A 24512-nucleotide genomic window follows, 5' to 3' on the forward strand; every position below is an offset into this window, starting at 1 on the left:
GCCGGCGCCAATTTGCCTTAACCTCGACGTACCATGATCGCCCCGATGCCTTCGCTGCTCCATCCCGCATGAAGCCCCGCCCAGCGGCCGCGGCCCCGCCGGCACCCCCCTCCGCCACCGAGGAAGCGGCCCTGCGCCAGCGCCTGGCGGAGCGCCCCGACAGCGCCGCCGACTGGCAGCGCCTGGGCCTGCTGCTCGCGGCCGCGCGCCGCCCGGCCGAGGCCGCGCAGGCGCTGGAACGCGCGGTCGCCGCGGGGGCCTCGGCGGCGGCGCTCGCCATTCCGCGCGCGCTGGCGCTCAGCGATGCCGGCCGCGCGGAGGACGCGGTGCAGGTCGCCACGGAGGCGCAGCGCCGCCGGCCCAAGGATTTCGGCCTGGCCAACCTGCTCGGCGTGCTGCTCAAGCGCGCCGGCCGGCTCGAGGACGCGATCCCGCTGCTGGAGGCCGCGAGGCGGCTCGATCCCCGCAGCGTCTCGCCCTGCCAGAACCTCGGCAATGTGCTCGACCTGCTGGGCCGCCACCGGGAGGCCGCCGCGGCCTATGCCGGCGGCGTCCGCATCGCGCCGCGCGATGCGGAGCTGCACCGCCTGCACGCGCGCGCGCTGCGCGCCATGGGCGCCCACCAGGATGCCGCCGCCAGCCTGGAGCGCGCCTTCGCCATCGACCCGCGCGCGCGCGCCATCGTGTCCGACCTGGTCGGCGTGCTGGTCGACCTCGGCCAGCCCGACCGTGCGACGGAGACCATTGCCCGCGCGCGCCGCGCCAGCCCCGAGGGCGCCGCGCTGCACGACATGCTGGCCGCACGCGTCGCGCTGCGCGGCGGCGACCTGCCCGCGGCGCTCAGCGGCCTGGAGGCGGCGATCGCCGCCGACCCCACCGACGCCCACGCGCACCTGCTGCTGGCGCGCGCCCATGGCGACGGCGACCGCCGCGCCGCCAATGCCGCCCTGCGCCGCGGCCTGGCGCTGAACCCGGGATCCAGCATCCTGACCGGCGAGCTGATCGAGAGCCTGTCGCGCAGCCGCTACGACGACGAGGCCGCGCATCTCGAGGAAGCCTACGCCCTGGCCTGCGGCGCGCTGGACGGTCCGCCCGCCGGCTGGCGCGACCATGTGAAGGCGCTGCGCACCAGCTTCCAGCGGTGCCTCGACCATGACCGGCTCGATGCCACCGGGACGCTCGCCGAATTGGCGCCGCGCTGGCTCGCGGAGGGCAGCGTCTCGCCGCTGCACTACGAACTGGGCAATGTGCGCACGCTGGAGGAGCGCCTCGCCATCGTCGAATGGCATCGCGACTGGGGGCGGCGGCAATCCGCACGCATCCAGCCCGCCACGCCGATGGCGATGCCGGCGCTGTCCACCGGCCGGCCGATCCGCATCGGCTTCATGTCGAGCGACCTGCGCGACCACCCGGTGTCCTATTTCGCGCTGCCGCTGCTCGAAGGCCATGACCCTGATCGCTTCGCGGTGCATTGCTATTCCTTCTATGAACGCGACCGCGACAAGGTGCAGGCGCATATCGAAGGCAAGGTCGCCGCCTTCCGCTGGTGGCCGCGCCGCCCGACCGCCGAGATCGCCGCCGGCATCGCCGCCGACGGGCTCGACATCCTGTTCGAACTGGGCGGCAGCACGGCGATGAACCGGATCGAGGTCATGGCCCACCGCCCGGCGCGGATCGGCGCGAGCTGGCTCGGCTACCCGCATTCGGCCGGCTTCGAGCAGATCGACTGCATCCTGACCGACCCCTATATCCGCCCCGAGGATCCGCGCCTGCTGATCGAGCGCCCCTTCGAACTGCCCGAGACCTGGGTCACGCTCGGCCGGCTCGGCTTCCGCGACGAGCCGATCGATGTCGACCTGCCGGAACGCCGCCAGGGGCACCTGACCTTCGGCACGATGAACAACCCCTACAAATACACGCGCGCCTGCATCGACGCCTGGGCGGCGGTGCTGCGCGCGGTGCCCGGATCGCATTTCCTGTTCGTCCGGCCCGAGGCGCGCACGCCCGCCTTCGTGGCCAATGCGCGCGCCGCCTTCGCCGCGCGCGACGTCGATCCCGACCGGCTGGACTTCATCGGCATCCGCGGCGACCACCTGAAGCACTACAACAGCATCGACATCGCGCTGGACTCGCTGCCCCATACCGGCGGCACGACCACCTGCGAGACGCTGTGGATGGGCGTGCCGGTGGTCTCGATGGTCGGTCCCGGCTTCGCCGAACGCCTCAGCTATTCCAACCTGTCCAATGCGGGGCTCGGCGACCTCGCGGTCCGCACCGTCGAGGATTTCGTGGCGACCGCGGCGGCGCTGGCGGAGGACCGGTCGCGGCGCTGGACGCTGCGCCACGGGTTGCGGGCCATGATGCGCGAACGGCCGCTCGGTCAGGTCGATCGGTTCGTGCGCGACTTCTACGACAAGGTGGACCATGTCGTTCGCCAGTAGGCAGCCGATGGACGGCGCCCATGCGGTGACCGCCTGCCGCGCCTGCGGCGGCACGCTCGGCGCGGTGTTCTGCGACCTGGGCGTGATGCCGGTCGCGAACGCCTATGTGCGCCCGGAGCACGCGGCGCGGCGCGAACCCGCCTATCCGCTGCGCGCGGTGGTCTGCGACGCCTGCCGCCTGGTGCAGCTCGACACCGTGGTGGATGAGACCGGCATCTTCACCGACTACGCCTATTTCTCCTCCGCCTCCTCCACCTGGATCGAGCATGCGGCGCGCTACTGCGCGGCAATCACGCGCCGCCTGGGCCTGCATGCCGGCAGCTTCGTGGTCGAGGTGGCGAGCAATGACGGCTACCTGTTGCGCAACTTCGTCGCCGCCGGCATCCCGTGCCTGGGCATCGAGCCCGCCGCCAATGTCGCCGCCGCGGCGCAGGCCGCCGGAATCCCGACCCAGGCGCGCTTCTTCGGGCGTGCCGCCGCCGCCGACATCCTGGCCGAGCGTGGCGGCCGGCCGGCCGACCTCGTGATCGGCAACAACGTGCTGGCGCATGTGCCCGACCTCGACGATTTCATCGGCGGGCTGGCGCTGCTGGCGGGCGCGACCGGCGTGGTCAACATCGAATCGCCGCACCTGCTCGCGTTGGTCGATGGCGTGCAGTTCGACACCATCTATCACGAGCACTACGCGTATTGGTCGCTGCTGTCGGTGGAACGCGCGCTGGGCCGGCATGGGTTGCTGCTGCACGACATCGAACACCTGCCGACCCATGGCGGGTCGCTGCGCATCCATGCCGCGGCGCGCGCGCGCGAACCAGGCGCGGCGCTGGTCGCGCTGCGCGCGGAGGAAGCGCGGCGCGGCCTGGACCACGACGCCTTCTACCGCGGCTTCGACGCCCGCGCGGCCGAGGTCGTGGCCGGGCTGCGCGCCTGGCTCGCCGAGGGCCGCCAGGCGGGGCGTCGGATCGCCGCCTATGGCGCCGCAGCCAAGGGCAATACGCTGCTGAACGCGGCCGGCGTCACGGCGGCCGACCTGCTGGCGGTGGCCGACCTCAGCCCCGCCAAGCAAGGGCGGCTGCTGCCGGGCAGCCACGTGCCGGTGGTGACGCCGCAGGCGCTGCTGGCGTTGCAGCCCGACGACATCCTGATCCTGCCATGGAACATCGCCGGCGAGGTGTCGCGGCAATTGCGCGGCGCGGGCTTCGCCGGCCGCCTCGCGACGGCGGTGCCGCGGATCGCCTACCACGACGGCGCGGCGGCGTGAGGTTCGCCGCCACCGCCCTGCCGGGCGTGGTCGAGGTCCTGGCCGAGCCCGCATTCGACCCGCGCGGCGCCTTCCTGCGGTCGTGGTCGCGCGCGGAATTCGCCGCGGCCGGGATCGACTTCGCGCCGATCGAGATCAGCCTGTCCGAGAATACCCGCCGCCACACCCTGCGCGGCATGCATTTCCAGGCGGCGCCGGCCGGCGAGGCCAAGCTGGTGCGCTGCCTGCGCGGGGCGGTGCATGACGTGGCGCTGGACCTGCGGGCGGAGTCGCCGGCGTATCGGCGGTCGGTCGCGATCCTGCTCTCGGCCGAACAGCGCAACGCGGTCTTCATCCCGCGCGGCTGCGCGCACGGCTTCCTGACGCTGACCGACGACGCAGTGCTGGAATACATGATCGACGCGCCGCATGCGCCGGGGCTGGCGCGCGGCGTGCGCTGGGACGACCCGGCCTTCGGGATCGCCTGGCCGGCGGCGCCGGTGGTGATTTCGGACCGCGACCAGGGCTGGCCGGATCATGGCTGAGCGCGTGCTGCTGACCGGCGCGACCGGCTTTGTCGGGCGCGCGGTGGTGGCGCCGTTGGCGGCGCTGGGGTTCGAGGTTCACGCGGTGGCGCATCGCGCGTCGCCCGCCGCCGGCGCCGCGGTATGGCACCGCGCCGACCTGCTCGACGAGGCGACGGCGCGCCGCCTGGTCGCGGATGTGCGGCCCGCGCTGCTGGTCCATGCGGCCTGGTTCGTCGAGCATGGCCGCTTCTGGACCGCACCGGAGAATGAAGCGTGGCTGGAGGCGTCCACGGCGCTGGCGGCCGCCTTCGCCGAGGGCGGCGGCCGGCGCATCCTGGGCATCGGGAGTTGCGCGGAATACGCCGATGTGGCGCAGGACGACCACGCGCCCTGGCCGGAGACGCGGCCGGTCGCCCCCGCCACGCCGTATGGGCGCGCCAAGGCTGCCTTGGCGGCGCGGCTGGCGGCGCTGCAGTCGCGCCATGGCAGGCTGGGCTGCGCCTGGGCGCGGCTGTTCCACCTGTTCGGCCCTGGCGAGGCGCCGGGGCGGCTGGTGCCCTCGGTCATGCGCGCGCTGGCGCAGGGGGGCGCGGCGGAATGTGCCTCCGGCCGGCCGGTGCGGGATTTCGCGGACATCGGGCATGTCGGGCGCGCCCTGGCGGCGGTGGCGGGCAGCGCGGTGACCGGGCCGGTCAATGTGGCGTCCGGCGAGGCCGTCGCCGTGCGGGATTTCGTGCAGACGATCGGTCGGCTGGCCGGGCGGGCGAGGTTGCTGCGGTTCGGCGCCCGGGCGGACCCGCCGGGCGAGGTGCCGGTGATGGCGGCCTGCGTGGCGCGCCTGCGGACTGAGGTGGGTTTCACCGGGCTGGCGCGGAACGAGGTGGCGCTGGCGACGCTCTGGCGGAGCGTGGTCGAGGAAAATGGTGCTGTTGGAGAGGATTGAACTCTCGACCTCTCCCTTACCAAGGGAGTGCTCTACCACTGAGCTACAACAGCGCCGGGCCTCGGGTGCGCCCCTGGCGGCGGCGCGTTGTCTAGGCGGATGGGCCGGCCAGCGCAAGCCCGGACTGCGGCCGCGACGCCGTCCGCGCGCCACCGCTTGCGGCGCGGCCCGTGGCGCGGGACCATGCGCCATGCCCAAGGCCCCCGACACCCCGCCGAAGCCGACCCGGCCCGACGACCGTGCCGCGCGCCTCGCCGCGGCCCTGCGGGAGAATCTGAAGCGCCGCAAGGCCCAGGCCCGGGCGCGGGACGCCGCCGCCGCGACCGACCCCGCGCCCGAGGTTGCCCGCGAAAAGCCCATGGGTTAATCCGGCCGCCCCAGGGCGCCCGGGGCCGCCGCGTCCGTCCGGCCCCGCCCGCCCGTCCTCGACCACTGAGGCCGCCCAAACGCCATGCCCATCATGCCCGACACCTGGATCCGCCGCATGGCGACGGAACACGGCATGATCGAACCCTTCGTCGAGGCGCAGCGGCGCGAAGGCGTGATCTCCTACGGCCTGTCCTCCTACGGCTACGACGCTCGCGCGGCCGAGGAATTCAAGATCTTCACCAATGTCGACAACGCCGTGGTGGACCCCAAGCAGTTCAGCGAGGACGGCTTCGTCACCCGCCGCGGGCCGGTCTGCATCATCCCGCCCAATTCCTTCGTGCTGACCCATACGGTCGAATACTTCCGAATCCCGCGCGACGTGCTGGTGATCTGCCTGGGCAAGTCCACCTATGCGCGCTGCGGGCTGATCGTGAACGTCACGCCGCTCGAACCCGAATGGGAAGGCCAGGTCACGATCGAGATCAGCAACACCACGCCCCTGCCCGCCAAGGTCTATGCGAACGAGGGCGTGTGCCAGTTCCTGTTCCTGCAGGGCGCCTCCCCGCCCGAGGTCAGCTACGCCGACCGGCGCGGCAAATACATGGGACAGCGCGGCGTCGCGCTGCCGAGGCTCTAGACACATGGACCGCATCCGTATCCGCGGCGGCCGCGCGCTGTCCGGCACCATCCCGATCTCCGGCGCCAAGAACGCCGCGCTGCCGCTGATGGCGACGGCGCTGCTGACCGACGGGCCGCTCACGCTGACCAATGCGCCCGACCTCGCGGATGTCACCACCATGGCCGGGCTGCTGGCGCAGCACGGGCTGGAGGTCACGCGGGACAAGACCGCGCGCACCATCACGCTGTCGGGTGGCGCGACCAACCTCGAAGCCCCCTACGACCTGGTGCGCAAGATGCGCGCCTCGGTGCTGGTGCTGGGGCCGCTGGTGGCGCGCTTCGGCCAGGCGCGGGTCTCGCTGCCCGGCGGCTGCGCCATCGGCACGCGGCCGGTCGATTTGCACCTCAAGGCGCTCGAGCAGATGGGCGCGACCATCGACATCACCGCCGGCTACATCGAGGCGAAGGCGCCGGGTGGCCTCAAGGCCGCGCGCATCATCTTCCCGCAAGTCTCGGTGGGTGCGACCGAGAACATCCTGATGGCCGCGACGCTGGCGCAGGGCACCACCGAGATCGTCAACGCCGCGCGCGAGCCCGAGATCAGCGACCTCTGCGCCTGCCTGATGCGCATGGGCGCGCGGATCGAGGGCCTGGGCACCGACCGCCTGCTGGTGGAAGGCGTCCCCGCGCTCGGTTCGGCCGTCCACCCCATAATCCCCGACCGCATCGAGGCCGGCACCTTCGCCTGCGCGGCCGCCATCACCGGCGGCCAGGTGCTGCTGGGCGGCGCGCGGCTCGAACACCTGGGCGCCGTGGTCCGCACCCTGCGCGATGCGGGGGTCGATGTGGCGGAGGTCGATGGCGGGCTGAAGGTCTCGCGCCTGAACGGTCTGCGCGGCACCGACGTGGTGACCGAGCCCTTCCCCGGCTTCGCCACCGACATGCAGGCGCAGTTCATGGCGCTGATGTGCGTGGCCGAGGGTGCCGCCATGATCACCGAGACGATCTTCGAGAACCGCTTCATGCACGTGCCCGAACTGGCGCGCATGGGCGCGCGCATCAATTTCCACGGAGCCTCGGCCATCGTCCGCGGCGTGCCCAGGCTGGCCGGCGCGCCGGTCATGGCGACCGACCTGCGCGCCTCCGTGTCTCTCGTGCTGGCGGGGCTGGCGGCGCAGGGCGAGACCATCGTCAACCGCGTCTATCACCTCGACCGCGGCTACGAGCATGTCGAGGCGAAGCTGGCGGCCGTCGGCGCCGACATCGAACGGTTGCCGGGCTGAAACCGAATCGCGATGACGAATTTCCGACGCAATCGGTGATAGACTCCCGCATGGACCACCCGATTCCGACCCCGCTCTCCCCGACCACGCCCGAGGATGCCGGCCCCATCGTGCTGGCCCTGCCGAAGGGGCGCATCCTGGACGAGCTCGGCCCGGTTCTCGCCCGCGCCGGCATCGTCCCCGCCGCCGACTACGCGAACGAGAGCAGCCGCCGCCTGCGCTTTCCCACCGACGACCCGGCGCTCGATGTCATCCGCGTGCGGTCCTTCGATGTCGCAACCTTCGTCGCACACGGCGCGGCGCAGATCGGCGTCTGCGGCGCCGACGTGCTGATGGAATTCGACTACCCCGAGATCTACGCGCCGCTCGACCTCGGGATCGGGCGCTGCCGTGTCTCGGTGGCCGAGCCCGTGGCCGCGCAGCCGGACGACCCCTCGCGCTGGTCGCGCGTCACCGTCGCCACCAAATACCCCAACATCGCCCAGCGCCACTTCGCGGCGCGCGGCGTGCAGGCGGAGATCGTGCACCTGAACGGCGCGATGGAGCTCGCGCCCTCGATGGGCCTCGCGCGCCTGATCGTGGACCTGGTGCAGACCGGATCGACGCTGAAGGCCAATGGCCTGCGCGAAGGCGAGGTGATCGCCCATGTCACCTCCCGCCTGGTGGTGAACCGCACCGCGCTCAAGACCAGGCCGGAGGCGGTCGGCGCGTGGATCGCGCGGTTCCGTGCGGCGCTGGCGGAAAGGGATGCGCGATGACGGGACGGCGCCACGCATGAAGCAGCTCGACACGCGCACCGCGGGCTTCGAGGCCGACTTCGCCGCCCTGCTCGACGAGGCGCGCGAGACCACCGCCAAGGTCGATGGCGTGGTCTGGGGCATCATCGGCGAGGTCCGCGCGCTGGGCGACCAGGCGCTGCTCGACAATACCGCCCACTATGACGGCTGGACGCCCGCCGATGCCGCCGCGCTGCGCGTCACCGCCGCCGAGATCGACGCGGCCGATGCCTCGATCGACACCGAGCGGCGCGCCGCGCTGAACCTCGCCGCCGAGCGCATCGAGGCGTTTCACCGCGCCCAGATGCCGCAGGACATCCGGATGACGGACGCGGCCGGGCTGACGCTCGGCATGCGCTGGGGCGCGCTCGACGCGGTCGGCATCTACGTGCCGGGCGGCAAGGCGGCCTACCCGTCCTCGGTGCTGATGAACGCGATCCCGGCGCGCGTCGCCGGCGTCGCGCGGATCGCGATGTGCGTGCCCACCCCCGGCGGCGCGCTGAACCCCCTGGTGCTGGCCGCCGCCAAGCGCGCCGGCGTCGACGAGATCTTCCGCGTCGGCGGCGCCCAGGCGATCGCCGCCATGGCCTGGGGCACGGAATCCATCGCCCCGGTCGATCGCATCGTCGGCCCCGGCAATGCCTATGTCGCCGAGGCCAAGCGCCAGGTCTTCGGCCGCGTCGGCATCGATTCCATTGCCGGCCCGTCCGAGGTGGTGGTGATCGCCGATGCCGCCTGCGACCCGCGCCATGTCGCGGTCGACCTGCTGGCCCAGGCCGAGCACGACGAGAGCGCGCAATCCATCCTGATCACACCCGACGCCGCGCTGGCCGAGGCTGTCGCCGCCGCGGTGCTGGCCGAGCTGCGCCACCTGCCGCGCGCCACCATCGCCGGCGAATCGTGGAACCGCCACGGCGCCATCATCCTGGTGCGGGACCTGGCGGAAGCGGCCGCGCTGACCAACCGGCTGGCGCCGGAGCACCTGCAACTCATGGTCGATGAACCGCATGCGCTGCTCGCGCAGGTGCGACATGCCGGCGCGGTGTTCCTCGGCCGCTTCTGCCCCGAGGCGGTGGGCGACTACGTCGCCGGGCCGAACCATGTCCTGCCCACCGGGCGCACGGCGCGCTTCGCCTCGGGCCTGTCGGTGTTCGACTTCCTCAAGCGCACCACCTGGGTCGCGGCGGACGAGGCGGCACTGGCGGCGGTGGGCCCGGCGGCTGTGGCGCTCGCGGAGGCCGAGGGCCTGACCGCCCACGCGCGCAGCGTGGCCTTGCGCCTGGGCGGCTGATCCAGCTTCCGCGCGGCACGCGGCGCCGCGCCGCGCTTGACCCGGCGCGGCTGCGGGACCATCTTCCGGCCGATTTCCGGCGGCGCGTCCTCGCGCTGCGTCACCCCCTGCGCGTTGCGCGCCCCAAAACACGAGGCCAGATGTCGAAGGAAGACATGATCGAGTTCAGCGGCCAGGTCGTTGAACTTCTCCCCAACGCCATGTTCCGCGTGAAGCTGGACAACGAGCACCTCGTGCTCGCGCATACCAGCGGCAAGATGCGCAAGAACCGCATCCGCGTGCTGGCCGGCGACCGCGTGAATGTCGAGATGACGCCCTACGACCTGACCAAGGGCCGCATCACGTTCCGGTTCAAGTGACCGGCCTGCGGCTCGGCCGCCCGAGGTAGCGCACGCCATGCCGGACCAGCGCCCGGCGCTGGTGCTGGCGAGCGCCAGTCCCCGGCGCCTCGACCTGCTTGCCCGCCTCGGGATCGTTCCCGACAGGGTCGTCGCCACCAACATCGACGAGACACCCGGCAGGCGCGAGGTCCCGCGCCCACATGCCCTGCGCCTGGCTCTCGCGAAGGCCGAGGCTGCCGCCGCGCAGGCCCCCGATGCAGTCGTGCTGGCGGCCGACACCGTGGTCGGGGTGGGTCGCCGCATCCTGCCCAAGGCCGAGACCGAGGCGCAGGCGCGCGACTGCCTGGCGATGGTGTCTGGCCGGCGCCATCGCGTGCTGACCGCGGTGGTGCTGGCGCTGCCCGACGGGCGCCGGCTGCAGCGCGTGGTGGAAAGTGCCGTGACCTTCCAGCGCCTGACCGGACAGCAGGTCGATGCCTACCTGGCGGGCGGCGAATGGCGCGGCAAGGCCGGCGGCTACGCCATCCAGGGCGCGGCGGAATCCTTCATCCGGTTCCTGTCCGGCAGCCATTCCAACGTGGTGGGGCTGCCGCTGTTCGAGACAGCGCAGTTGCTGCGGGGAATCGGATGGCTGCGGCCATAGACACGGCGTCGACGGGCGCGCCTTCCGGCGCGAGTTCCACGGGCGCGCCTTCCGGCGCGACCATCCTCGTCAGCGTCTCCCCCGGCGAGGTCCGCACCGCCCTCCTGCAAGGCGGCATCGTCACCGAGGCCTGGGTCGAGCGCGCCGCGCATCCGGACGGCGTCGGCGACCTCCAGCGCGGCCGCGTCACCGCCGTGGCGCCCGCGATGGCCGGCGCCTTCGTCGCGCTGGCCGGTGGCGAAACCGGCTTCCTGCCGGAAAGCGAATCGGGCGACACGCGCCGCCCCATCGCGCAGGCGGTGAACGAGGGCATGATCCTGCCGCTGCGCGTCTCCCGCGCGGCCCAGGGCGGCAAGGGCCCGCGCGTCTCGGCACGGCTGACACCCGATGAGTTCGCGCGCGTCGCCGCGGCCCCGCACGGCGCGCCGCGGCTGGTCGCGCGCGGCGCGGATGCCGCGACACGCCTCGCGCTGCGGCACGCCAGGGCGGCGATCATCGTCGACGACCTGGCATCCGCCGCTGCCCTGCGCGGCCGGTTCGGGGACCGCGTCCGCCACCAGCACCACCCCGCCTTCGACGACACGCTGGAAGCCGCCTTCGATGAGCTCGCCGGGCCGACGGTCGCGCTGCCCGGCGGCGGCCGCCTGCTGATCCACCCCACGCCCGCGCTGGTCGCGATCGACATGGATGCCGGCAGCGCGGCCGGGGCGCGCGGGTCGGGCGCGGTGGCGGCGCTGAACCTGGCGGCGCTGCCGGTGCTCGCGCGGCAGATCCGCGCGCGCAACCTGGCCGGGCCGATCCTGGTGGATTTCGCGGGGCTGTCGCCGCGCCGGCGCGCGGCCCTCGACGAACCGCTGAAGGCGGCGCTGGCAGCGGACCCGATGGTGCGGCTGCTGGGCTTCACGAAGCTCGGCATGGCGGAACTGGTGCGCGAGCGCGTCCATCCGCCGCTGCACGAGGTGCTGGGCTGGCCGGAATCGGCGCTCACGCGCGGCCTGGCGGCGTTGCGCCGCGCCGCGCGGGAGGCCGCGGCACGGCCCGGCCGGCGCCTGGCGCTGCGCGCCACGCCCGCGGTGCTGGCGGCGATCGAGGCCGAGCCCGGCGCGCTGGCGGCCTTCACCGCCGCGGCCGGCGTCGCGCTGGTCCTGCTGCCCGACGCGACCGCGACGCTGCCCGCCATCGAGGACGCGCCTCATGGCTGACGCCCCGCGCCCCACGCTGCGCTGCCCGATCTGCCGCCGTGTCGCGGCGGAAGCGACGCGGCCCTTCTGTTCGGAACGCTGCGCGCAGGTGGATCTCGGCCGCTGGCTGACCGAGAGCTACGCCATCCCGGCGGCCCCGCCGGAGCAGACCGAGGACTGAACGGCTGGACAGGCCGCGCGGGCTCGGCTATTTCCCGCGGCCTCTCCGGTGCCTGTCAGGGCGCCATGGGCCCAGGTAGCTCAGTTGGTAGAGCATGCGACTGAAAATCGCAGTGTCGCTGGTTCGATTCCGGCCCTGGGCACCACTTCCTCCCGCGCGATGCCGCCCACCAATCCATCGCGCCGCTGCGATTTCGTTCCGCTCAACCGCACCATTCCCAGCCCTGCGCGGGTTCGCATGCCCCCCCATCGCGCCGGTGCGACGTCGCCTCGCTGATCCGCCATCCCATGTCCGGTGATTGGCGCGTCTCCCCCGAAGCCTGAACGGCATCGCGCTTCCTGCGGTCCGACAGCCCTTGCGGGACAGCCGCGCGCATCACGGATGCCAAGCGGGGCGCGCGCGCGCGGGCCAGCGCGCGATGCCCCGCAGCGCGCCCGAACGCGCGTGCCCAACCCGCCCGCCGAACCGCAGCAACAACGCATCATGACCGCCGCGTAACCTGCGGCAGCCTCCGCGCGAACCTGTTCAGGAACCAGCGCGGGGACAACGATGACGGGACGTCGACCCAACTGGAAAATGGCGGTGGATGTCGAGCGATGCATCGGCTGCCACGCATGTTCCGTGGCATGCAAGGTCGAGCACGACGTGCCGCTCGGCATGTTCCGCACCAAGGTCTACTACTACGACGAAGGCCGCTATCCGCAGGTCAAGCGCCACTTCCTGCCGACACTGTGCATGCAGTGCGAGGACGCGCCCTGCCTGAAGGCCTGCCCCACCGAGGCGATCGTGCGCGGCGCCGATGGCATCGTCCGCATCATCGAGGAAAAATGCGACGGCATCGGCCTGTGCGAACGGGCCTGCCCCTATGGCGCGATCTTCGCCGCCAAGGATGTCGGCGCGGTCAAGTGCGACTTCTGCAGCAACCGCCTCGCGCACGGGATGCAACCGGCCTGCGTCGAGACCTGCCCGGCCGAGGTGCTCGTGTTCGGCGACGCCAACGACCCGGCCAGCCCTGTCAGCCTGTTCCTCGCCCGCCATGGCAACGAGGTGCGCGGGCTGAAGCCCGAGGAAGGCACGCGGCCCGCGGTGGGCTATCGCGGCCACCACCCCGAGATCGCGCAGAAAATCCCGCACGGCCGCAACCATGTCCCTGAATCCTACGAGATGGAGACATGGGCCTCGCTCGACCCGGAGCCCAAGCCCCATGGTTGACCGCCGCCCGGCATCGCCCTCCCGCCGCGCCGTGCTCAAGCACGGCATCGCCGCCCTCGCCGGCTTGCAGCTCGGCGAGATGATCCGCCTGCGCCCGGGCGAAGCCGTGGCACGGTCCATCATCACCTCCGACGGGCCGGATTCCGGCCGCGGCAGCCGGCGCATCGACTACGCGCGCGCGCGGCGCATCCCCTCGGCCTGCCTGAACTGCTCGACCGTCTGCGGCATCATCGGCACCGTCGTCGACGGCAAGCTGGTGAAGGTCTCCGGCAATCCGGCGGATCCCAACAACGGTTCGGTGCTGTGTGCGAAGGGCCAGGCCGGGCCGCTGGTCGCGAGCTACCCCGAGCGCCTGCTCTATCCGCTGCGGCGCGTCGGCGCGCGCGGCGAAGGGCTGTGGCGGCGGATCAGCTGGGACGAGGCCTATGCCGAACTCGCCACCCGCATCCGCGCCGCGATGGATGCCGGCGTGCCGGAGGAGGTCGCGATCCATATCGGCCGCTCGCGGATCGGCGCCGAGATCGGCCGCTTCCTGGGCGCGATCGGCTCACCGACGCAGCTGAACCATCGCGCATTGTGTTCCTCGGCCAAGCGCGCGGCCAACTACGTCTCGATCGGCGAGACCGACTGGGAAACGCCGGACGCCGCCAACACGAAGTACATCCTGAACTTCGGCTCGAACTTCTACGAGGCGCACCAGGGCGCCATCCACCTCGCGCGGCGCGTCGTCCAGGGGCGCTTCGACAACGGCGCCAAGCTCGTGACCTTCGACGTCCGGCTGTCCAATACCGCCGGGCGCAGCGACGAATGGTTCACCTGCACGCCGGGCACCGAAGGCGCCATCGCGCTGGCGATGGGCCACGTCATCCTCGCGGCGGGTCGGCAGGACCAGGACTTCATCGATACCTGGATCAACGTGCCCGCGGCCGAACTGACCGCGTTCTATGCGTCCTACACGCCCGAATGGGCGGCCGCGCTGTCGGGCGTGGCGGCCGAGGATATTCGCCGCCTGGCGCTCGAATTCGCCGCCGCCGCCCCGGCGTGCTTCGCGATGACCAACCGCGGCACGGAAGCGCATTACAACGGCTTCCACAGCGGCCGCGCCGTCATCCTGCTCAACGCCCTGGTTGGGTCCGTCGGGCGCAAGGGCGGCTTCACCTATACCGAGGAACCGCGCATCCCGGCCATCTTCGCCGATGTCGCGCCGCTGCCGCCGCGCCCGCAACGCCAAAGCGTGCTCGAGAATCCGCCGGAGTACCCGCTCGCCAACAAGTGGCAGCGCATGCGCGTGGGGCAGCTGGTCTATGCCTATCTGCGCGACGAAAGGGCGAAGCTCCAGGTCTATATCAGCTACACCCTCGGTTCGCCGACGACCTGGCCGGAGGGCCGCTCGCTTGCCGTCGATGTGCTGCGCGACGAGGCCAAGATCGGCTTCCATGCGTGCTCGGATGTCGTCTACTCCGAGACCGCGCACTACGCCGACCTGCTGCTGCCCGATGCCGCCTATACCGAGCGCTGGGGCTTCGACACGCGCAACAACTTCGCGCTGCGCCGCTATGTCGTGCTGCGCCAGCCGCTGCAGGCGCCGCCGGCCGAGGCACGCAGCTTCGCCGATGTGCTGATCCAGGTGGCCAAGCGGCTCGGCCCGGATGTCGCGCGCTACTACCCCTTCGCCGACCACGAGGAACAGATGCGCCTGCGCTGTTCGCGCTGGACGGCGCCGGATGGCCGCAATGGCTGGGACTACATGCGCGAGGTCGGCGTCTGGGTCGATCGCGACCAGGACCCGTTCTACGAGCTGTTCCGCTGGGAGCTGACGCCGGCCGAGCTCGCCGGCGCGCGCCTCGACCCGGCGACGCGGCTCTATCACAAGGCGGGGCCCGACGGGCGCGAACGCGTCATCGGCATTCATGCCGAGGGCAAGCCGCGCCGCGGCTTCCTCACACCCTCGCGCAAGTTCCAGGTGCGCGCGCAGGACGTGGTCGACGCAGGCGCGGCAGTGGGTTGGCCGGATGACGGCTGGCCGCGCTTCATCCCGATCCCGTCGCACCAGGACATGCCGGCGGACCGCTTCCACCTGGTCAGCTTCAAGTGGAATGTGCACACCCAGGCGCGCACCGCCCCGCAGCGCTACCTGAGCGAGATCGTGCACGACAACCCGCTGTGGATGAACACCGCGACGGCCGCCGCGCTCGGCATCCGCACCGGCGACCATGTCGAGGTCACCACCTTCCGCCCGCGCGGCGCGACCTATCGGGCGGATGGCGAGAAGCTCGGCAGCGCGGTGGTGCCGGTGATCGTGACCGAGGGCATCCATCCGCGGGTGCTCGCGATGTCCAACAGCCTCGGCCAGGCCTTCGGCGGGCGCGCCGCCACCGCGCGCGGCGGCGAGCCCGCCGAGCCACCCTCGCGCGTTGCGCCGGCGGCGGCGGACCACAATGACTACCGGTCGAACATCTGGTGGGACCCGGCGCGCGGCGGCAGCGGCGCCGGGCACAACATCAACGGCATCCTGCCGGTGCAGCCTTCGCCGCTGGTCGGCATGCAGGCCTGGTACGATACGGTCTGCGAGGTGCGGAAGGTCTGACGCGCCGGCGCGGCGCAAGCCCTGCGCCCGGCGCGAGAACGCCGGGCGCCAAGCCTGCTTGCGGCCTCAGCGCCGCGCGACGACGATGGTCGTGCAGGCGCTTTCCAGCTTCGGCAGGTCGCGCAGCGGCGCCATGCGGATCTGCAGCCGCCGGTCATCCCCGCGCACCACCGGGCAATAGGGGTCGGGGTCGTCCAGCGCCTCCATCAGCCGCCGCCGCCCGGCGCAGCCGCCGCCGCAGGTGGCGCGATGCGCGCAGGGCTCGCAGGCCGGCGGCACCGATCGCGCGGCGACGAAGGGCGCGCTTTCGGTGATGGCCGGCCCGGTGCCCAGCAGCAGGTCGAGCGGCGCGCCGCCACCGGGCCAATACACGCAGGGCTGCACCGTCGCGCGCGGCGTCACGCGCACCGTGGCCACGCCGCAGCCGCCCTGGCGCGGCGGCAGCCCCGCCATGGCGCGCACCAGCGGTTCGCCGACGGCGATGGCATCGGTCTCGGCGAACAGCTTCGCGAAGCCGTCCCAGTATTCCTCATAGGTCAGCGCGTAGCTGTCGCTGCGCACCGACTGGTACACGTTCAGCCGCAGCGGCGCGTCGAAGGCGGCCGCGACCTCGGCGATCTCGGCCAGGCGCAGGTAGTTGCTGCGCATCATCACCGCGATGATGGTGACACCCACGCCGAGGTCACGGCAGCGGCGCGCCTGGCGCTGGATCAGGTCCCAGTTGCCGGCGCCGCGCTGGGCGTCCTGTTCCTCGCGCGTCGGGTAGTCGAGCGAGAATTCCACATCGGCGAAGCTGCGCAGTTCGGCATCGTCCAGCACCTCGATCGAATGCCCGTTGGAGGTGATGGTCAGCTTCAGCGGCTGGCTGCGGAAATAGCCCAACATGTCGCGGAATTCCGGATGCATGCCGTTCTCGCCGGTGCCGAGGTTGACCGAGCGCACCGGCAGCCGGTCCAGCACCGATCGCACCTGGTCGAGCCCCAGCCGGTCGGTCCGCGTCGGGTCCCGGTAGCAGAAGGCGCAAGCGAGGTTGCATTCATTGGTCAGGCCGAGCCCGAGCGCGAAGCGCCGTTCCGTGGCCGCCAGACTTTCAACGGTCATGGTCCGCGCTCCCCGCCGAGGCTACGATTTGATGATGCATCCGCCATTCCCTTCCGCCGACCCCCAGCCCCTGCAACCCGACCAGGACATCGCGCGCTGGGACCGGCACGCGGCATCCTACGAGGCGGTCTTCGAACGCCTCACGGATGCCTTTGCCGCCCAGGCGCTGGACCTGATCGAGCCGATCGCCGGCGCGGCTTTGCTGGACCTCGCCGCCGGTGCGGGCGGCGCGGCTTTGCAGGCCGCCGCGCGCGGCGCGCATGTGACCGCATTCGACGCATCCGCCGCAATGGTTACGCGCATCAGCGCGCGCGCGGCGGGCGCTTCGATCGTGGCGGAGCAGGTCGATGCCCGGCTGCCCCTGCCGCGGCCGGATGCGGCCTTCGACGCCGCGCTGTCCTGCTTCGGCGTGGTGATCCTGCCCGATCCGGTGCCGGCGCTGCGCGACCTGCACCGCGTCCTGCGCCCCGGCGGGCGGATCGCGGTGGTGACCTGGACCGAGCCGGGCCGCTATGAACTCGCGACACGGCTCTGGACGGCGGTAGAGCGGGTGCGCGGCGCCCCGCCACCGCCCGGACCGGTGCCCGCGCAGCTGCGCTACACCGACCCCGACGCGCTGGCGGCGCTGATGGTGGCCGGCGGGTTCGGCGCGCCCTCGGTCACGCGGGTTGAGGCGCCGCTGCGCGCGGATTCGGCCCGCGCACTCGCCGCCGTGCTCGACTTCGCACCGGGCATGGCGGCGCTGCTGGGCGGGCTCGGGCCCGACCGGGCCGCGGTGGAGGAGGCCTTCGCGGCGGCCCTCGAAGCCGACCAGGGCCACGGGCCGGTCGCCCTCGGCGCCGTGGCGCAGATCGCTGTCGCGACCCGGGCGTAACCTTTCTTCACCCTCCGGCGAAGCCCGCGTGACCTCTGGGAGACACGCCATGCAAGCCCGCCGCCCCCTGCTCACCCTGCTCGCCGGAGCTGCCCTGGCCCGGCCTGCCCTGGCGCAGGCCCCCGCCCGGCTGGTCTTCACCGCCATCCCCGACCAGGACGAGACGCGCCTGGTGGAACGCTTCCGCCGCGTCGTCGTGTACCTCGAACGCACGCTGGGCGTGCCGGTCCAGTATGCGCCGGTGAAAAGCTACGCCGCCGCGGTCACCGCCTTCACCAACAACCAGGTGCAGCTCGCCTGGTTCGGCGGGCTGACCAGCAGCCAGGCGCGCCGCGCCGTGCCGGGGTCCGAGGCGATCGTCCAGGGGGCCGAGGACGCCGCCTTCTTCAGCTACTTCATCGCCAATGTCTCGACCGGGCTGACGCGGTCCGAGGACTTCCCCGCCGGCATCGCCGGGCGCAGCTTCAGCTTCGGCTCGCGCGCATCGACCTCGGGTCGCGTCATGCCCGAGCACTTCATCCGCCAGCATTTCGGCCGCGCGCCGGACCAGGTGTTTTCCCGCGTGGGGTTCTCCGGCGACCATTCGCGCACCATCCAGGTGGTGCAGTCCGGCGCCTTCGACGTGGGTGCGCTCGACTTCACCGTCTTCGACCTGGAAAGCCGGCTCGAGCGCGTTGACGGCACCAAGGTGCGGGTGATCTGGCAGACGCCGCGCTTCCCCAACTACAACTGGACGATCCGCGGCGATGTGGACCAGCGCTTCGGCGCCGGCTTCAAGGAAAAGGTGCGCGCGGCGCTGCTGGCGGTCGACGACCGCGCGATCCTCGAGATCTTCCCGCGCTCGCGCTTCATCCCGGCCTCGAATGGGGACTACGCGCCGATGGAGGCCGCCGCGCGCGCGCTTGGCGTGCTGGACTGACCGTGGCGTCCGCGCTGCTGGAATTGCGGGACGCCACGGCGGGCTATGCCGGCCGTGCGGTGCTGCATGGGCTCGACCTGACGCTGCGCGCGGGCGAACACGTTGCCGTGCTGGGGCGATCCGGCGCGGGCAAATCCACGCTGCTGAGCCTGATCCATCAGCGCCTGAGCGAGGATGCGGCGCTGATCCCGCAGGCGGCGGCGCTGGTCGGCACGCTTAGCGTTTTCCACAATGTCTATATGGGCCGGCTCGACCGGCATTCGGCCTGGCGCAACCTGCGGATGCTGGCCTTCCCGATGCGTGCGGAGGTGGCGGCGGTGCGCGGCGTGCTGGATGGCGTCGGCATGGAGGACTACCTGTTCCGCCGCGCCGGCGCGCTGTCGGGCGGGCAGCAGCAGCGTGTCTCGGTGGCGCGCGCGCTGTACAATGGCCGGCCGGTGGTGATCGGCGACGAGCCGGTCTCGGCACTGGACCGCCTGCAGGGGGCCGAGGTGCTGCGGCGGCTATCCACGCGGCACGGCACCATGGTGCTGGCGATGCACGATATCGGCCTGGCGCTGGCGCATGCGCAGCGCATCCTGGTGATGGATGCCGGGCGCATCGTGCTCGATGCGCCGGCGGCGAACCTGACCACCGGCGACCTGTTGCCCTTCTATGGCTGAGCCGGCACGCCTGGGCTACGCCAGCGCGACGCGCTGGTTCCTCGTGGCCGCGGTGGTGGCGCTGTTCGCCGCCGACATGGCGGTCTCGGCACTCGATCCCTGGGCGGAGATGCGCCGGCTGCTGGCCGGCATCCTGTGGCCGGATTGGGCGGCGGTGGCCGGGCGTTCCGTGGCGCTCACGGTGGCCTTCGCGGTGCTGGGCGTGTCGCTGGGTGCAACGGCGGGGCTGCTGCTCGCGCTGGTGTTCCACCGCTTCGGCGCGGTGCGCGCGCTGGCCGCCGGGCTGCGATCGGTGCACGAATTGTTCTGGGCTTTGCTGCTGATGCAGGTGGCGGGGATCTCGCCCATGACCGGCATCCTGGCCATCGCCATCCCCTATGCCGGCATCTTCGCCAAGGTGTTCTCGGAGATCATCGAGGAAGCCGACCTCAGCGCCGACCGGGTGCTGCCGGCCGGCACGGGGGTGATCTCGCGCTTCGCCTATGCGCGCATCCCGGTGCTGGCCGGGCCGTTCGGGACCTATGCGCTGTACCGGCTGGAATGCGGCATGCGCTCGACGCTGGTGCTGGGCTTCATCGGCCTGCCGACCATGGGGTTCGAGCTGGAAAGCTATTTCCGCCAGGGCCGCTACGCGGAAGCCGCCGCCTTCGTCGCGGTGTTCTATGTGCTGATCGGCACGCGCCGGCTGTGGGTGCGCCCGGCGACGGTGCCCTTCCTGATCGCGGGCAGCATCGCGGCACTGATGCTGCTGACCGAACCGCTGCATGGCGACAGCCTGTGGCAGAACCTGTCGCGCTTCCTGGGCAATGACATTGTCCCGCGGCCGCTGCGCGGGGCGGACCTGACGGAGTTCGCAACCTGGTCCGCGCTCGGCGCCTGGCTGCTGCCGATCCTGCGCGACCAGGCGCTGCCGGGGCTGGTGAATACGCTGGTGCTCTCGCAGGTCGCGCTGGTGGCGAGCGGCATCCTGGCCCTGGTGCTGTTCCCGCTGGTGTGCCGCCGCTTCGCGGGCCTGATGGGCCGGCCCTTCGGGCGCGTGCTGCTGGTGGTGCTGCGCTCCACGCCCGAATACATGCTGGCCTATGTGCTGCTGCAGACGCTGGGGCCGTCCATGCTGCCGGCGGCGGTAGCACTTGCGCTGCACAATGGCGGGATCATCGGCTACCTGCTCGGCCGCCACGCCGATGCGCTGGCCTACCGCGCGGATGCACCGCGCGGGATGAATCTGTATTTCTACGAGACGCTGCCGCGGCTCTATGGCCAGTTCCTGGCCTATGCGCTGTACCGGTGGGAGATCATCGTGCGGGAAAGCGCGATCTTCGGCATCCTGGGGGTGCTCACGCTCGGCTACTTCATCGATGCCGCGATCGCCGAGCTCAGGCTGGATACCGCGGTGGTGCTGATCGTGTGCACCGGGGCGCTCTCGCTGGGCATCGACGCGCTGTCGCGGGGCCTGCGCCGGCGGTTGCGCATCGAGGACCGGCCGGTGCGGCTTTCCGTCGCCGCGAGTGATGCGAAAGGAACGCGCGCATGCGCATGAATGCCGGCCCGGTGGTGAAGGACGTGGTGCTGGTGGGTGCCGGCCACGCGCATGTCGCGGTGCTGCGGAACTTCGGCATGAAGCCGCTGCCGGGCGTGCGCCTCACGCTCATCACGCGGGAGGTGGACACGCCCTATTCGGGCATGCTGCCCGGCCATGTCGCGGGCCACTACACGGCCGACGATATCCATATCGACACCGGCCCGCTGGCGCGCTTCGCCGGCGCGCGGCTGTACCAGGACGAGGCCGTGGGCCTCGATGTCGCGGGACGACGCGTGATCTGCCGCGACCGCCCGCCGGTACCCTACGACCTGGTCTCGCTCGACATCGGGTCGCGCCCCAATACCGCGGATGTGCCGGGTGCGGCGGAGCACGCGCTGCCGGTCAAGCCGATCGACAGCTTCCTGCCGCGCTTCGATGCGCTGCGCGCGCGCGTGCTGGCCGGCCGTTCGCGCCATGTGCTGCTGGTGGGTGCCGGCGCCGGCGGTGTGGAACTGCTGCTCGCGGCCGAACACCGCCTGCGCCGCGACCTGGCCGCTGCCGGCGGCGATGGCGCGTCGCTGCGCTTCACCCTGCTGGCCGGCGGCGACGACATCCTGTCGGGCTTCCCCGACGCCTTCCGGGCGCGCTTCCGCGCGGTGTTCGCTGCGCGCGGCATCGCGGTCGAGACCGGCGCGCGCGTCGGTGCTGTCGAAGCGGGCGGCGTCGTGCTCGCCGATGGCCGTCGCATCGCCGCGGATGATGTGCTCTGGACCACGCAGGCCGCGCCCGCCGACTGGCTGCCGCAGACCGGCCTTGCGCTCGACCCGCGCGGCTTCCTGCGGGTGGACGCGATGCTGCGCGCCATCGGGCACGAGGACGTGTTTGCCGCCGGCGACACCATCGCCTTCGACCCCGAACCCATCCCGCGATCGGGCGTCTATGCCGTGCGCGCCGGGCCTGTGCTGGCCGACAACATCCGCGCCACGCTGACCGGCACCGCGCTGCGTCCCTACAAGCCGCAGCGCGACGCGCTGTATCTGGTTTCGACCGGCGCGCCCCATGCCATCGGCACGCGCAACGGGCGCGTCGCGGGCGGCGCCTGGGCCTGGCGGCTGAAGGACTGGATCGACCGCCGCTTCATGCGCCGCTTCCGCGACCTGCCGGCGATGCCCGAAGCGGCCACCGGCCCGGCCTCGCCGCTCGCCGACAAGGCGGCGCTGCGCGACATTTCCGCCATCGCCATGCGCTGCGGCGGCTGCGGTGCGAAGGTGGGTGCGACCGTGCTGTCGCGCGCGCTGGGTGCGATCGTGCCCTTCCCGCGGCCGGAGGTGTGGGTCGGTCTCGCCGCGCCAGATGATGCGGCGGTGGTCGATACCGGCGGGCCACGCCTGTCCGTGCAGACGGTGGACTACTTCCGTGCCATCGTGGACGATCCCTGGCGCTTCGGCATGATCGCGGCCAACCACGCGCTCGGGGATATCTACGCCATGGGCGGGGAACCGCAGACCGCGCTTGCCATCGCCACCGTACCCTATGGGCTGGAGGCGAAGGTCGAGGCCGATCTCTCGGCCATGATGGCGGGGGCGAACGCGGTGCTGCGGGATGCCGGCTGCGCGCTGGTCGGCGGCCATACCAGCGAAGGGGCAGAGCTCTCGCTTGGCTTCGCGCTGAACGGGCTGGTCGCGCGCGACGCCTTCCTGCGCAAGGGCGGGCTGCGCGCCGGCGATGCGCTGGTGCTGACCAAGCCAATCGGCACCGGCACGCTGCTGGCGGCCGACATGCGCGGCCTGGCGCGCGCGCGCTGGGTGCAGGCGGCGATCCGCCACATGTGCGCGTCCAACCGCCGCGCGGCCGAGGTGCTGGCGCTGTACGGCGTGGGGGCGGCGACCGACGTGACCGGCTTCGGCCTGCTCGGCCACCTGGTGGAAATGACGCGCGCGAGCGAGGTGGATGCGCGCCTGGTGCTGGACCGCATCCCGGTGCTGGAGGGTGCGCGCGAGAGCGTGGCGCGCGGCGTGTTTTCTTCCCTGCAGCCGCAGAATGTCCGGCTGCGCCGCGCGGTGCGCGACCTCGATGTCGCGCAGGCGCTGCCCGACTACCCGCTGCTGTTCGACCCGCAGACGGCGGGCGGGCTGCTCGCGAGCGTGCCGGCCGCGCGCGCCGAGGCCTGCGTCGCGGCGCTGCGCGCGGCGGGCTACGCCGAGGCCGCCGTGATCGGCCAGGTGCTGGCGCGCTCCGACGCGCTGGAGCCGATCGTGCTGGTGCCGAGCGAACCCGCTGCCACGCACGCGGCGCGCGAGGCCGTGCCCGCATGACCTCACCGCTGCTCGACGCGAAGGACTATGCCGCCCCCTCGGTCTTCCAGCCGGCGGCACTGCTGCGCGAGGCGCGGCGGCAGAAGCACCTGCCCGAGATCGCCGTGCCGCCGGCCTGCCTGCTCGACCCCGATGGCGACATCGTCGCGCATCTGGTCCGCACCGGGCGGGCGCGGCCGCACCCGGGCTGGGCCTGCTACCATACCGAACTGCTCACCTTCGACCTGCCCGGCGTGGCGCACCCGGTCGGCGTGATCGGCCGCGCGGTGGGCGCGTCCTTCGCCGTGCTGCTGGCCGAGCAGCTTTTTGCCAGCGGTTGCGCGACGCTGCTCAGCATCACCTCCTCCGGCCGCATCGCCGAGGACCTGCCCGCCGCACCGCATTTCGTGCTGATCGAGCGCGCGCTGCGCGACGAGGGCACCAGCCACCACTACCTGCCGCCTTCCGCCTTCGCCACCATGCCGGAGCCCGCGGTGATCGACGCGGTTGCGGCGCGCCTGGCCACGGAGGCGCCGGAGATCACCGTGCTGCGCGGCGCGACCTGGACGACGGACGCCCCCTTCCGCGAGACGGCGGGGGCGATCAGCGCCGCGCGCGCCGCCGGCTGCCTGGCGGTCGAGATGGAGGCCGCCGCGCTCTATGCCTTCGCCACGGCGGCGGCGCGGCGGGTGCTGTGCCTGGCGCACGTAACCAACGCCATGGGCCAGGACGAAGGAGACTTCGAGAAGGGCGAGGCGGAGGGTGCGGCGGAAGCGCTGCGGCTGCTGTCGGTCCTGCTTCGTGCCTTGCCGCCGCAGGGCTGAGACGCACGCCGCGAACGGGACATCAGGAGAGACGCCGATGCGCACCGACCCCTTCACCGACACCTGGCAGTTCCTGATCGGCCAGCAGCCGGACCAGCTGGCGCTGGGCGTCTTCGGCTATGTTCTCCTGGCGCTGTTCTGGGCGCTGCTGGTGGGCAGCGCGGTGCTCGCGGCGATCAACTGGCGGGCCGATCCGGCGCAGCGGACCATGGCGGATCTCTGGACCTGGGTCGCGCGCACCATGATGGGCGCGATGTGGTTCCAGGGCGCGCTGTGGAAGCTGCCCTTTCCGCAGTCGCCGGGCTTCTTCCACTGGACCGGCCAGATTGCCGAGCACGCCGCCTTCGGCTGGCATCGCGCCCTGGCGTCCGAGGTGATGCTGCCGCTGCTGCCGCTGTTCCAGGCCGTCGCCTTCTTCGGCGAGATGGCCTTCGCCATCAGCCTGATGCTGGGCCTGGCGGTGCGGCTGTCGAGCCTGCTGGCGATCGGCTTCGTGGTGCAGCTCTGGCTCGGGCTGTATCTCGTCAGCTTCGAATGGCCCTGGCTGTTCTGGTTCATGATCTTCACGCTGGGCTGGTTCATCGTGCACCGGGCGGGGCGCAGCCTCGGCCTCGATGCGCTGCTGCTGCGCGGCAACAGGCTGCCGCCGGCGCTCGCGCGCTGGCACGCGCTGGCGTCGTAGC

23 protein-coding genes and 2 tRNA genes are annotated in these 24512 nt (G+C 72.3%); 23 read left to right on the plus strand and 2 right to left on the minus strand.

Annotated features, from left to right (window positions below; genetic code table 11):
* Nucleotides 1-68: 68 nt before the first annotated feature.
* Genes LQ222_RS12145 through LQ222_RS12160 form a run of 4 tightly spaced genes read left to right on the plus strand, consistent with a single transcriptional unit; the run spans nt 69 to nt 5151 of the window.
* Nucleotides 69-2441, plus strand: a complete 2373-nt coding sequence (locus LQ222_RS12145) for a tetratricopeptide repeat protein (protein WP_230166694.1) — start codon at nt 69-71, stop codon at nt 2439-2441.
* Between the two features lie 7 nt (nt 2442-2448).
* On the plus strand, nt 2449-3702 hold the full coding sequence (locus LQ222_RS12150; protein WP_230166695.1) for a class I SAM-dependent methyltransferase: 1254 nt from the start codon (nt 2449-2451) through the stop codon (nt 3700-3702).
* On the plus strand, nt 3699-4226 hold the full coding sequence (locus LQ222_RS12155; protein ID WP_230166696.1) for a dTDP-4-dehydrorhamnose 3,5-epimerase family protein: 528 nt from the start codon (nt 3699-3701) through the stop codon (nt 4224-4226). Before LQ222_RS12150 ends, LQ222_RS12155 begins: the two co-directional genes overlap by 4 nt.
* Nucleotides 4219-5151: an NAD(P)-dependent oxidoreductase gene (locus LQ222_RS12160; RefSeq protein WP_230166697.1), complete on the plus strand. Its 933-nt coding sequence runs from the start codon at nt 4219-4221 to the stop codon at nt 5149-5151. The genes LQ222_RS12155 and LQ222_RS12160 overlap by 8 nt, the downstream gene beginning before the upstream one ends.
* On the opposite strand, the gene LQ222_RS12165 is transcribed toward LQ222_RS12160, so the two are convergent.
* Nucleotides 5130-5204 (minus strand) — tRNA-Thr (locus tag LQ222_RS12165). The genes LQ222_RS12160 and LQ222_RS12165 overlap by 22 nt on opposite strands.
* A gap of 137 nt (nt 5205-5341) precedes the next feature.
* Here LQ222_RS12165 and LQ222_RS12170 point away from each other — a divergent pair.
* From LQ222_RS12170 to LQ222_RS12225, 12 genes are all read left to right on the plus strand, one after another.
* Nucleotides 5342-5518 carry a hypothetical protein gene (locus tag LQ222_RS12170; RefSeq protein ID WP_230166698.1) on the plus strand — a complete coding sequence of 59 codons (177 nt, stop codon included), beginning with the start codon at nt 5342-5344 and terminating at the stop codon, nt 5516-5518.
* A gap of 84 nt (nt 5519-5602) precedes the next feature.
* On the plus strand, nt 5603-6157 hold the full coding sequence (dcd, locus tag LQ222_RS12175) for a dCTP deaminase (RefSeq protein ID WP_230166699.1): 555 nt from the start codon (nt 5603-5605) through the stop codon (nt 6155-6157).
* A gap of 4 nt (nt 6158-6161) precedes the next feature.
* On the plus strand, nt 6162-7421 hold the full coding sequence (murA, locus tag LQ222_RS12180; RefSeq protein WP_230166700.1) for a UDP-N-acetylglucosamine 1-carboxyvinyltransferase: 1260 nt from the start codon (nt 6162-6164) through the stop codon (nt 7419-7421).
* A 50-nt stretch (nt 7422-7471) separates the two neighbouring features.
* Nucleotides 7472-8179: an ATP phosphoribosyltransferase gene (gene hisG / locus LQ222_RS12185; protein WP_230166701.1), complete on the plus strand. Its 708-nt coding sequence runs from the start codon at nt 7472-7474 to the stop codon at nt 8177-8179.
* A gap of 16 nt (nt 8180-8195) precedes the next feature.
* Nucleotides 8196-9488: a histidinol dehydrogenase gene (gene hisD, locus LQ222_RS12190; RefSeq protein ID WP_230166702.1), complete on the plus strand. Its 1293-nt coding sequence runs from the start codon at nt 8196-8198 to the stop codon at nt 9486-9488.
* 140 nt (nt 9489-9628) lie between these two features.
* Entirely contained in the window at nt 9629-9847 is a 219-nt protein-coding gene (gene infA, locus LQ222_RS12195; RefSeq protein ID WP_230166704.1) for a translation initiation factor IF-1, read from the plus strand.
* A 37-nt stretch (nt 9848-9884) separates the two neighbouring features.
* Nucleotides 9885-10472, plus strand: coding sequence for a Maf family nucleotide pyrophosphatase (locus LQ222_RS12200; protein ID WP_230166705.1), 588 nt, complete (start codon nt 9885-9887; stop codon nt 10470-10472).
* A complete protein-coding gene (locus tag LQ222_RS12205; RefSeq protein ID WP_230166707.1) occupies nt 10457-11674 on the plus strand; it encodes a ribonuclease E/G in 1218 nt (405 codons plus the stop codon). The genes LQ222_RS12200 and LQ222_RS12205 overlap by 16 nt, the downstream gene beginning before the upstream one ends.
* Nucleotides 11667-11834 carry a DNA gyrase inhibitor YacG gene (locus LQ222_RS12210; RefSeq protein WP_230166709.1) on the plus strand — a complete coding sequence of 56 codons (168 nt, stop codon included), beginning with the start codon at nt 11667-11669 and terminating at the stop codon, nt 11832-11834. The genes LQ222_RS12205 and LQ222_RS12210 overlap by 8 nt, the downstream gene beginning before the upstream one ends.
* 69 nt (nt 11835-11903) lie before the next feature.
* A tRNA-Phe gene (locus tag LQ222_RS12215) sits at nt 11904-11979 on the plus strand.
* A 404-nt stretch (nt 11980-12383) separates the two neighbouring features.
* Nucleotides 12384-13046 carry a 4Fe-4S dicluster domain-containing protein gene (locus LQ222_RS12220; protein ID WP_374202162.1) on the plus strand — a complete coding sequence of 221 codons (663 nt, stop codon included), beginning with the start codon at nt 12384-12386 and terminating at the stop codon, nt 13044-13046.
* Nucleotides 13039-15633 carry a molybdopterin-dependent oxidoreductase gene (locus tag LQ222_RS12225; protein WP_230166713.1) on the plus strand — a complete coding sequence of 865 codons (2595 nt, stop codon included), beginning with the start codon at nt 13039-13041 and terminating at the stop codon, nt 15631-15633. Before LQ222_RS12220 ends, LQ222_RS12225 begins: the two co-directional genes overlap by 8 nt.
* Before the next feature lie 66 nt (nt 15634-15699).
* On the opposite strand, the gene LQ222_RS12230 is transcribed toward LQ222_RS12225, so the two are convergent.
* Nucleotides 15700-16734, minus strand: coding sequence for a radical SAM protein (locus LQ222_RS12230; protein WP_230166714.1), 1035 nt, complete (start codon nt 16732-16734; stop codon nt 15700-15702).
* 31 nt (nt 16735-16765) lie between these two features.
* Here LQ222_RS12230 and LQ222_RS12235 point away from each other — a divergent pair, with 31 nt between their 5' ends.
* Genes LQ222_RS12235 through LQ222_RS12265 form a run of 7 tightly spaced genes read left to right on the plus strand, consistent with a single transcriptional unit; the run spans nt 16766 to nt 24511 of the window.
* A complete protein-coding gene (locus tag LQ222_RS12235) occupies nt 16766-17608 on the plus strand; it encodes a class I SAM-dependent methyltransferase (protein ID WP_230166715.1) in 843 nt (280 codons plus the stop codon).
* Nucleotides 17609-17657: 49 nt separating this feature from the next.
* Complete coding sequence (locus LQ222_RS12240) at nt 17658-18527, plus strand: putative selenate ABC transporter substrate-binding protein (RefSeq protein ID WP_230166716.1); 870 nt, start codon at nt 17658-17660, stop codon at nt 18525-18527.
* Nucleotides 18528-18529: 2 nt separating this feature from the next.
* Nucleotides 18530-19189 (plus strand): ATP-binding cassette domain-containing protein, encoded by a 660-nt coding sequence (locus LQ222_RS12245; RefSeq protein ID WP_230166717.1) that lies wholly within the window; start codon nt 18530-18532, stop codon nt 19187-19189.
* Nucleotides 19182-20729 carry an ABC transporter permease gene (locus LQ222_RS12250; protein ID WP_230166718.1) on the plus strand — a complete coding sequence of 516 codons (1548 nt, stop codon included), beginning with the start codon at nt 19182-19184 and terminating at the stop codon, nt 20727-20729. The genes LQ222_RS12245 and LQ222_RS12250 overlap by 8 nt, the downstream gene beginning before the upstream one ends.
* A complete protein-coding gene (gene selD, locus LQ222_RS12255) occupies nt 20720-23026 on the plus strand; it encodes a selenide, water dikinase SelD (RefSeq protein WP_230166719.1) in 2307 nt (768 codons plus the stop codon). Before LQ222_RS12250 ends, selD begins: the two co-directional genes overlap by 10 nt.
* Nucleotides 23023-23829 carry a nucleoside phosphorylase gene (locus LQ222_RS12260; RefSeq protein WP_230166720.1) on the plus strand — a complete coding sequence of 269 codons (807 nt, stop codon included), beginning with the start codon at nt 23023-23025 and terminating at the stop codon, nt 23827-23829. Before selD ends, LQ222_RS12260 begins: the two co-directional genes overlap by 4 nt.
* A 37-nt stretch (nt 23830-23866) precedes the next feature.
* Nucleotides 23867-24511, plus strand: a complete 645-nt coding sequence (locus LQ222_RS12265) for a hypothetical protein (RefSeq protein ID WP_230166721.1) — start codon at nt 23867-23869, stop codon at nt 24509-24511.
* Nucleotide 24512: the final 1 nt, after the last annotated feature.

The organism is Roseomonas sp. CECT 9278 (assembly GCF_918698155.1).
GTDB lineage: Bacteria > Pseudomonadota > Alphaproteobacteria > Acetobacterales > Acetobacteraceae > Neoroseomonas.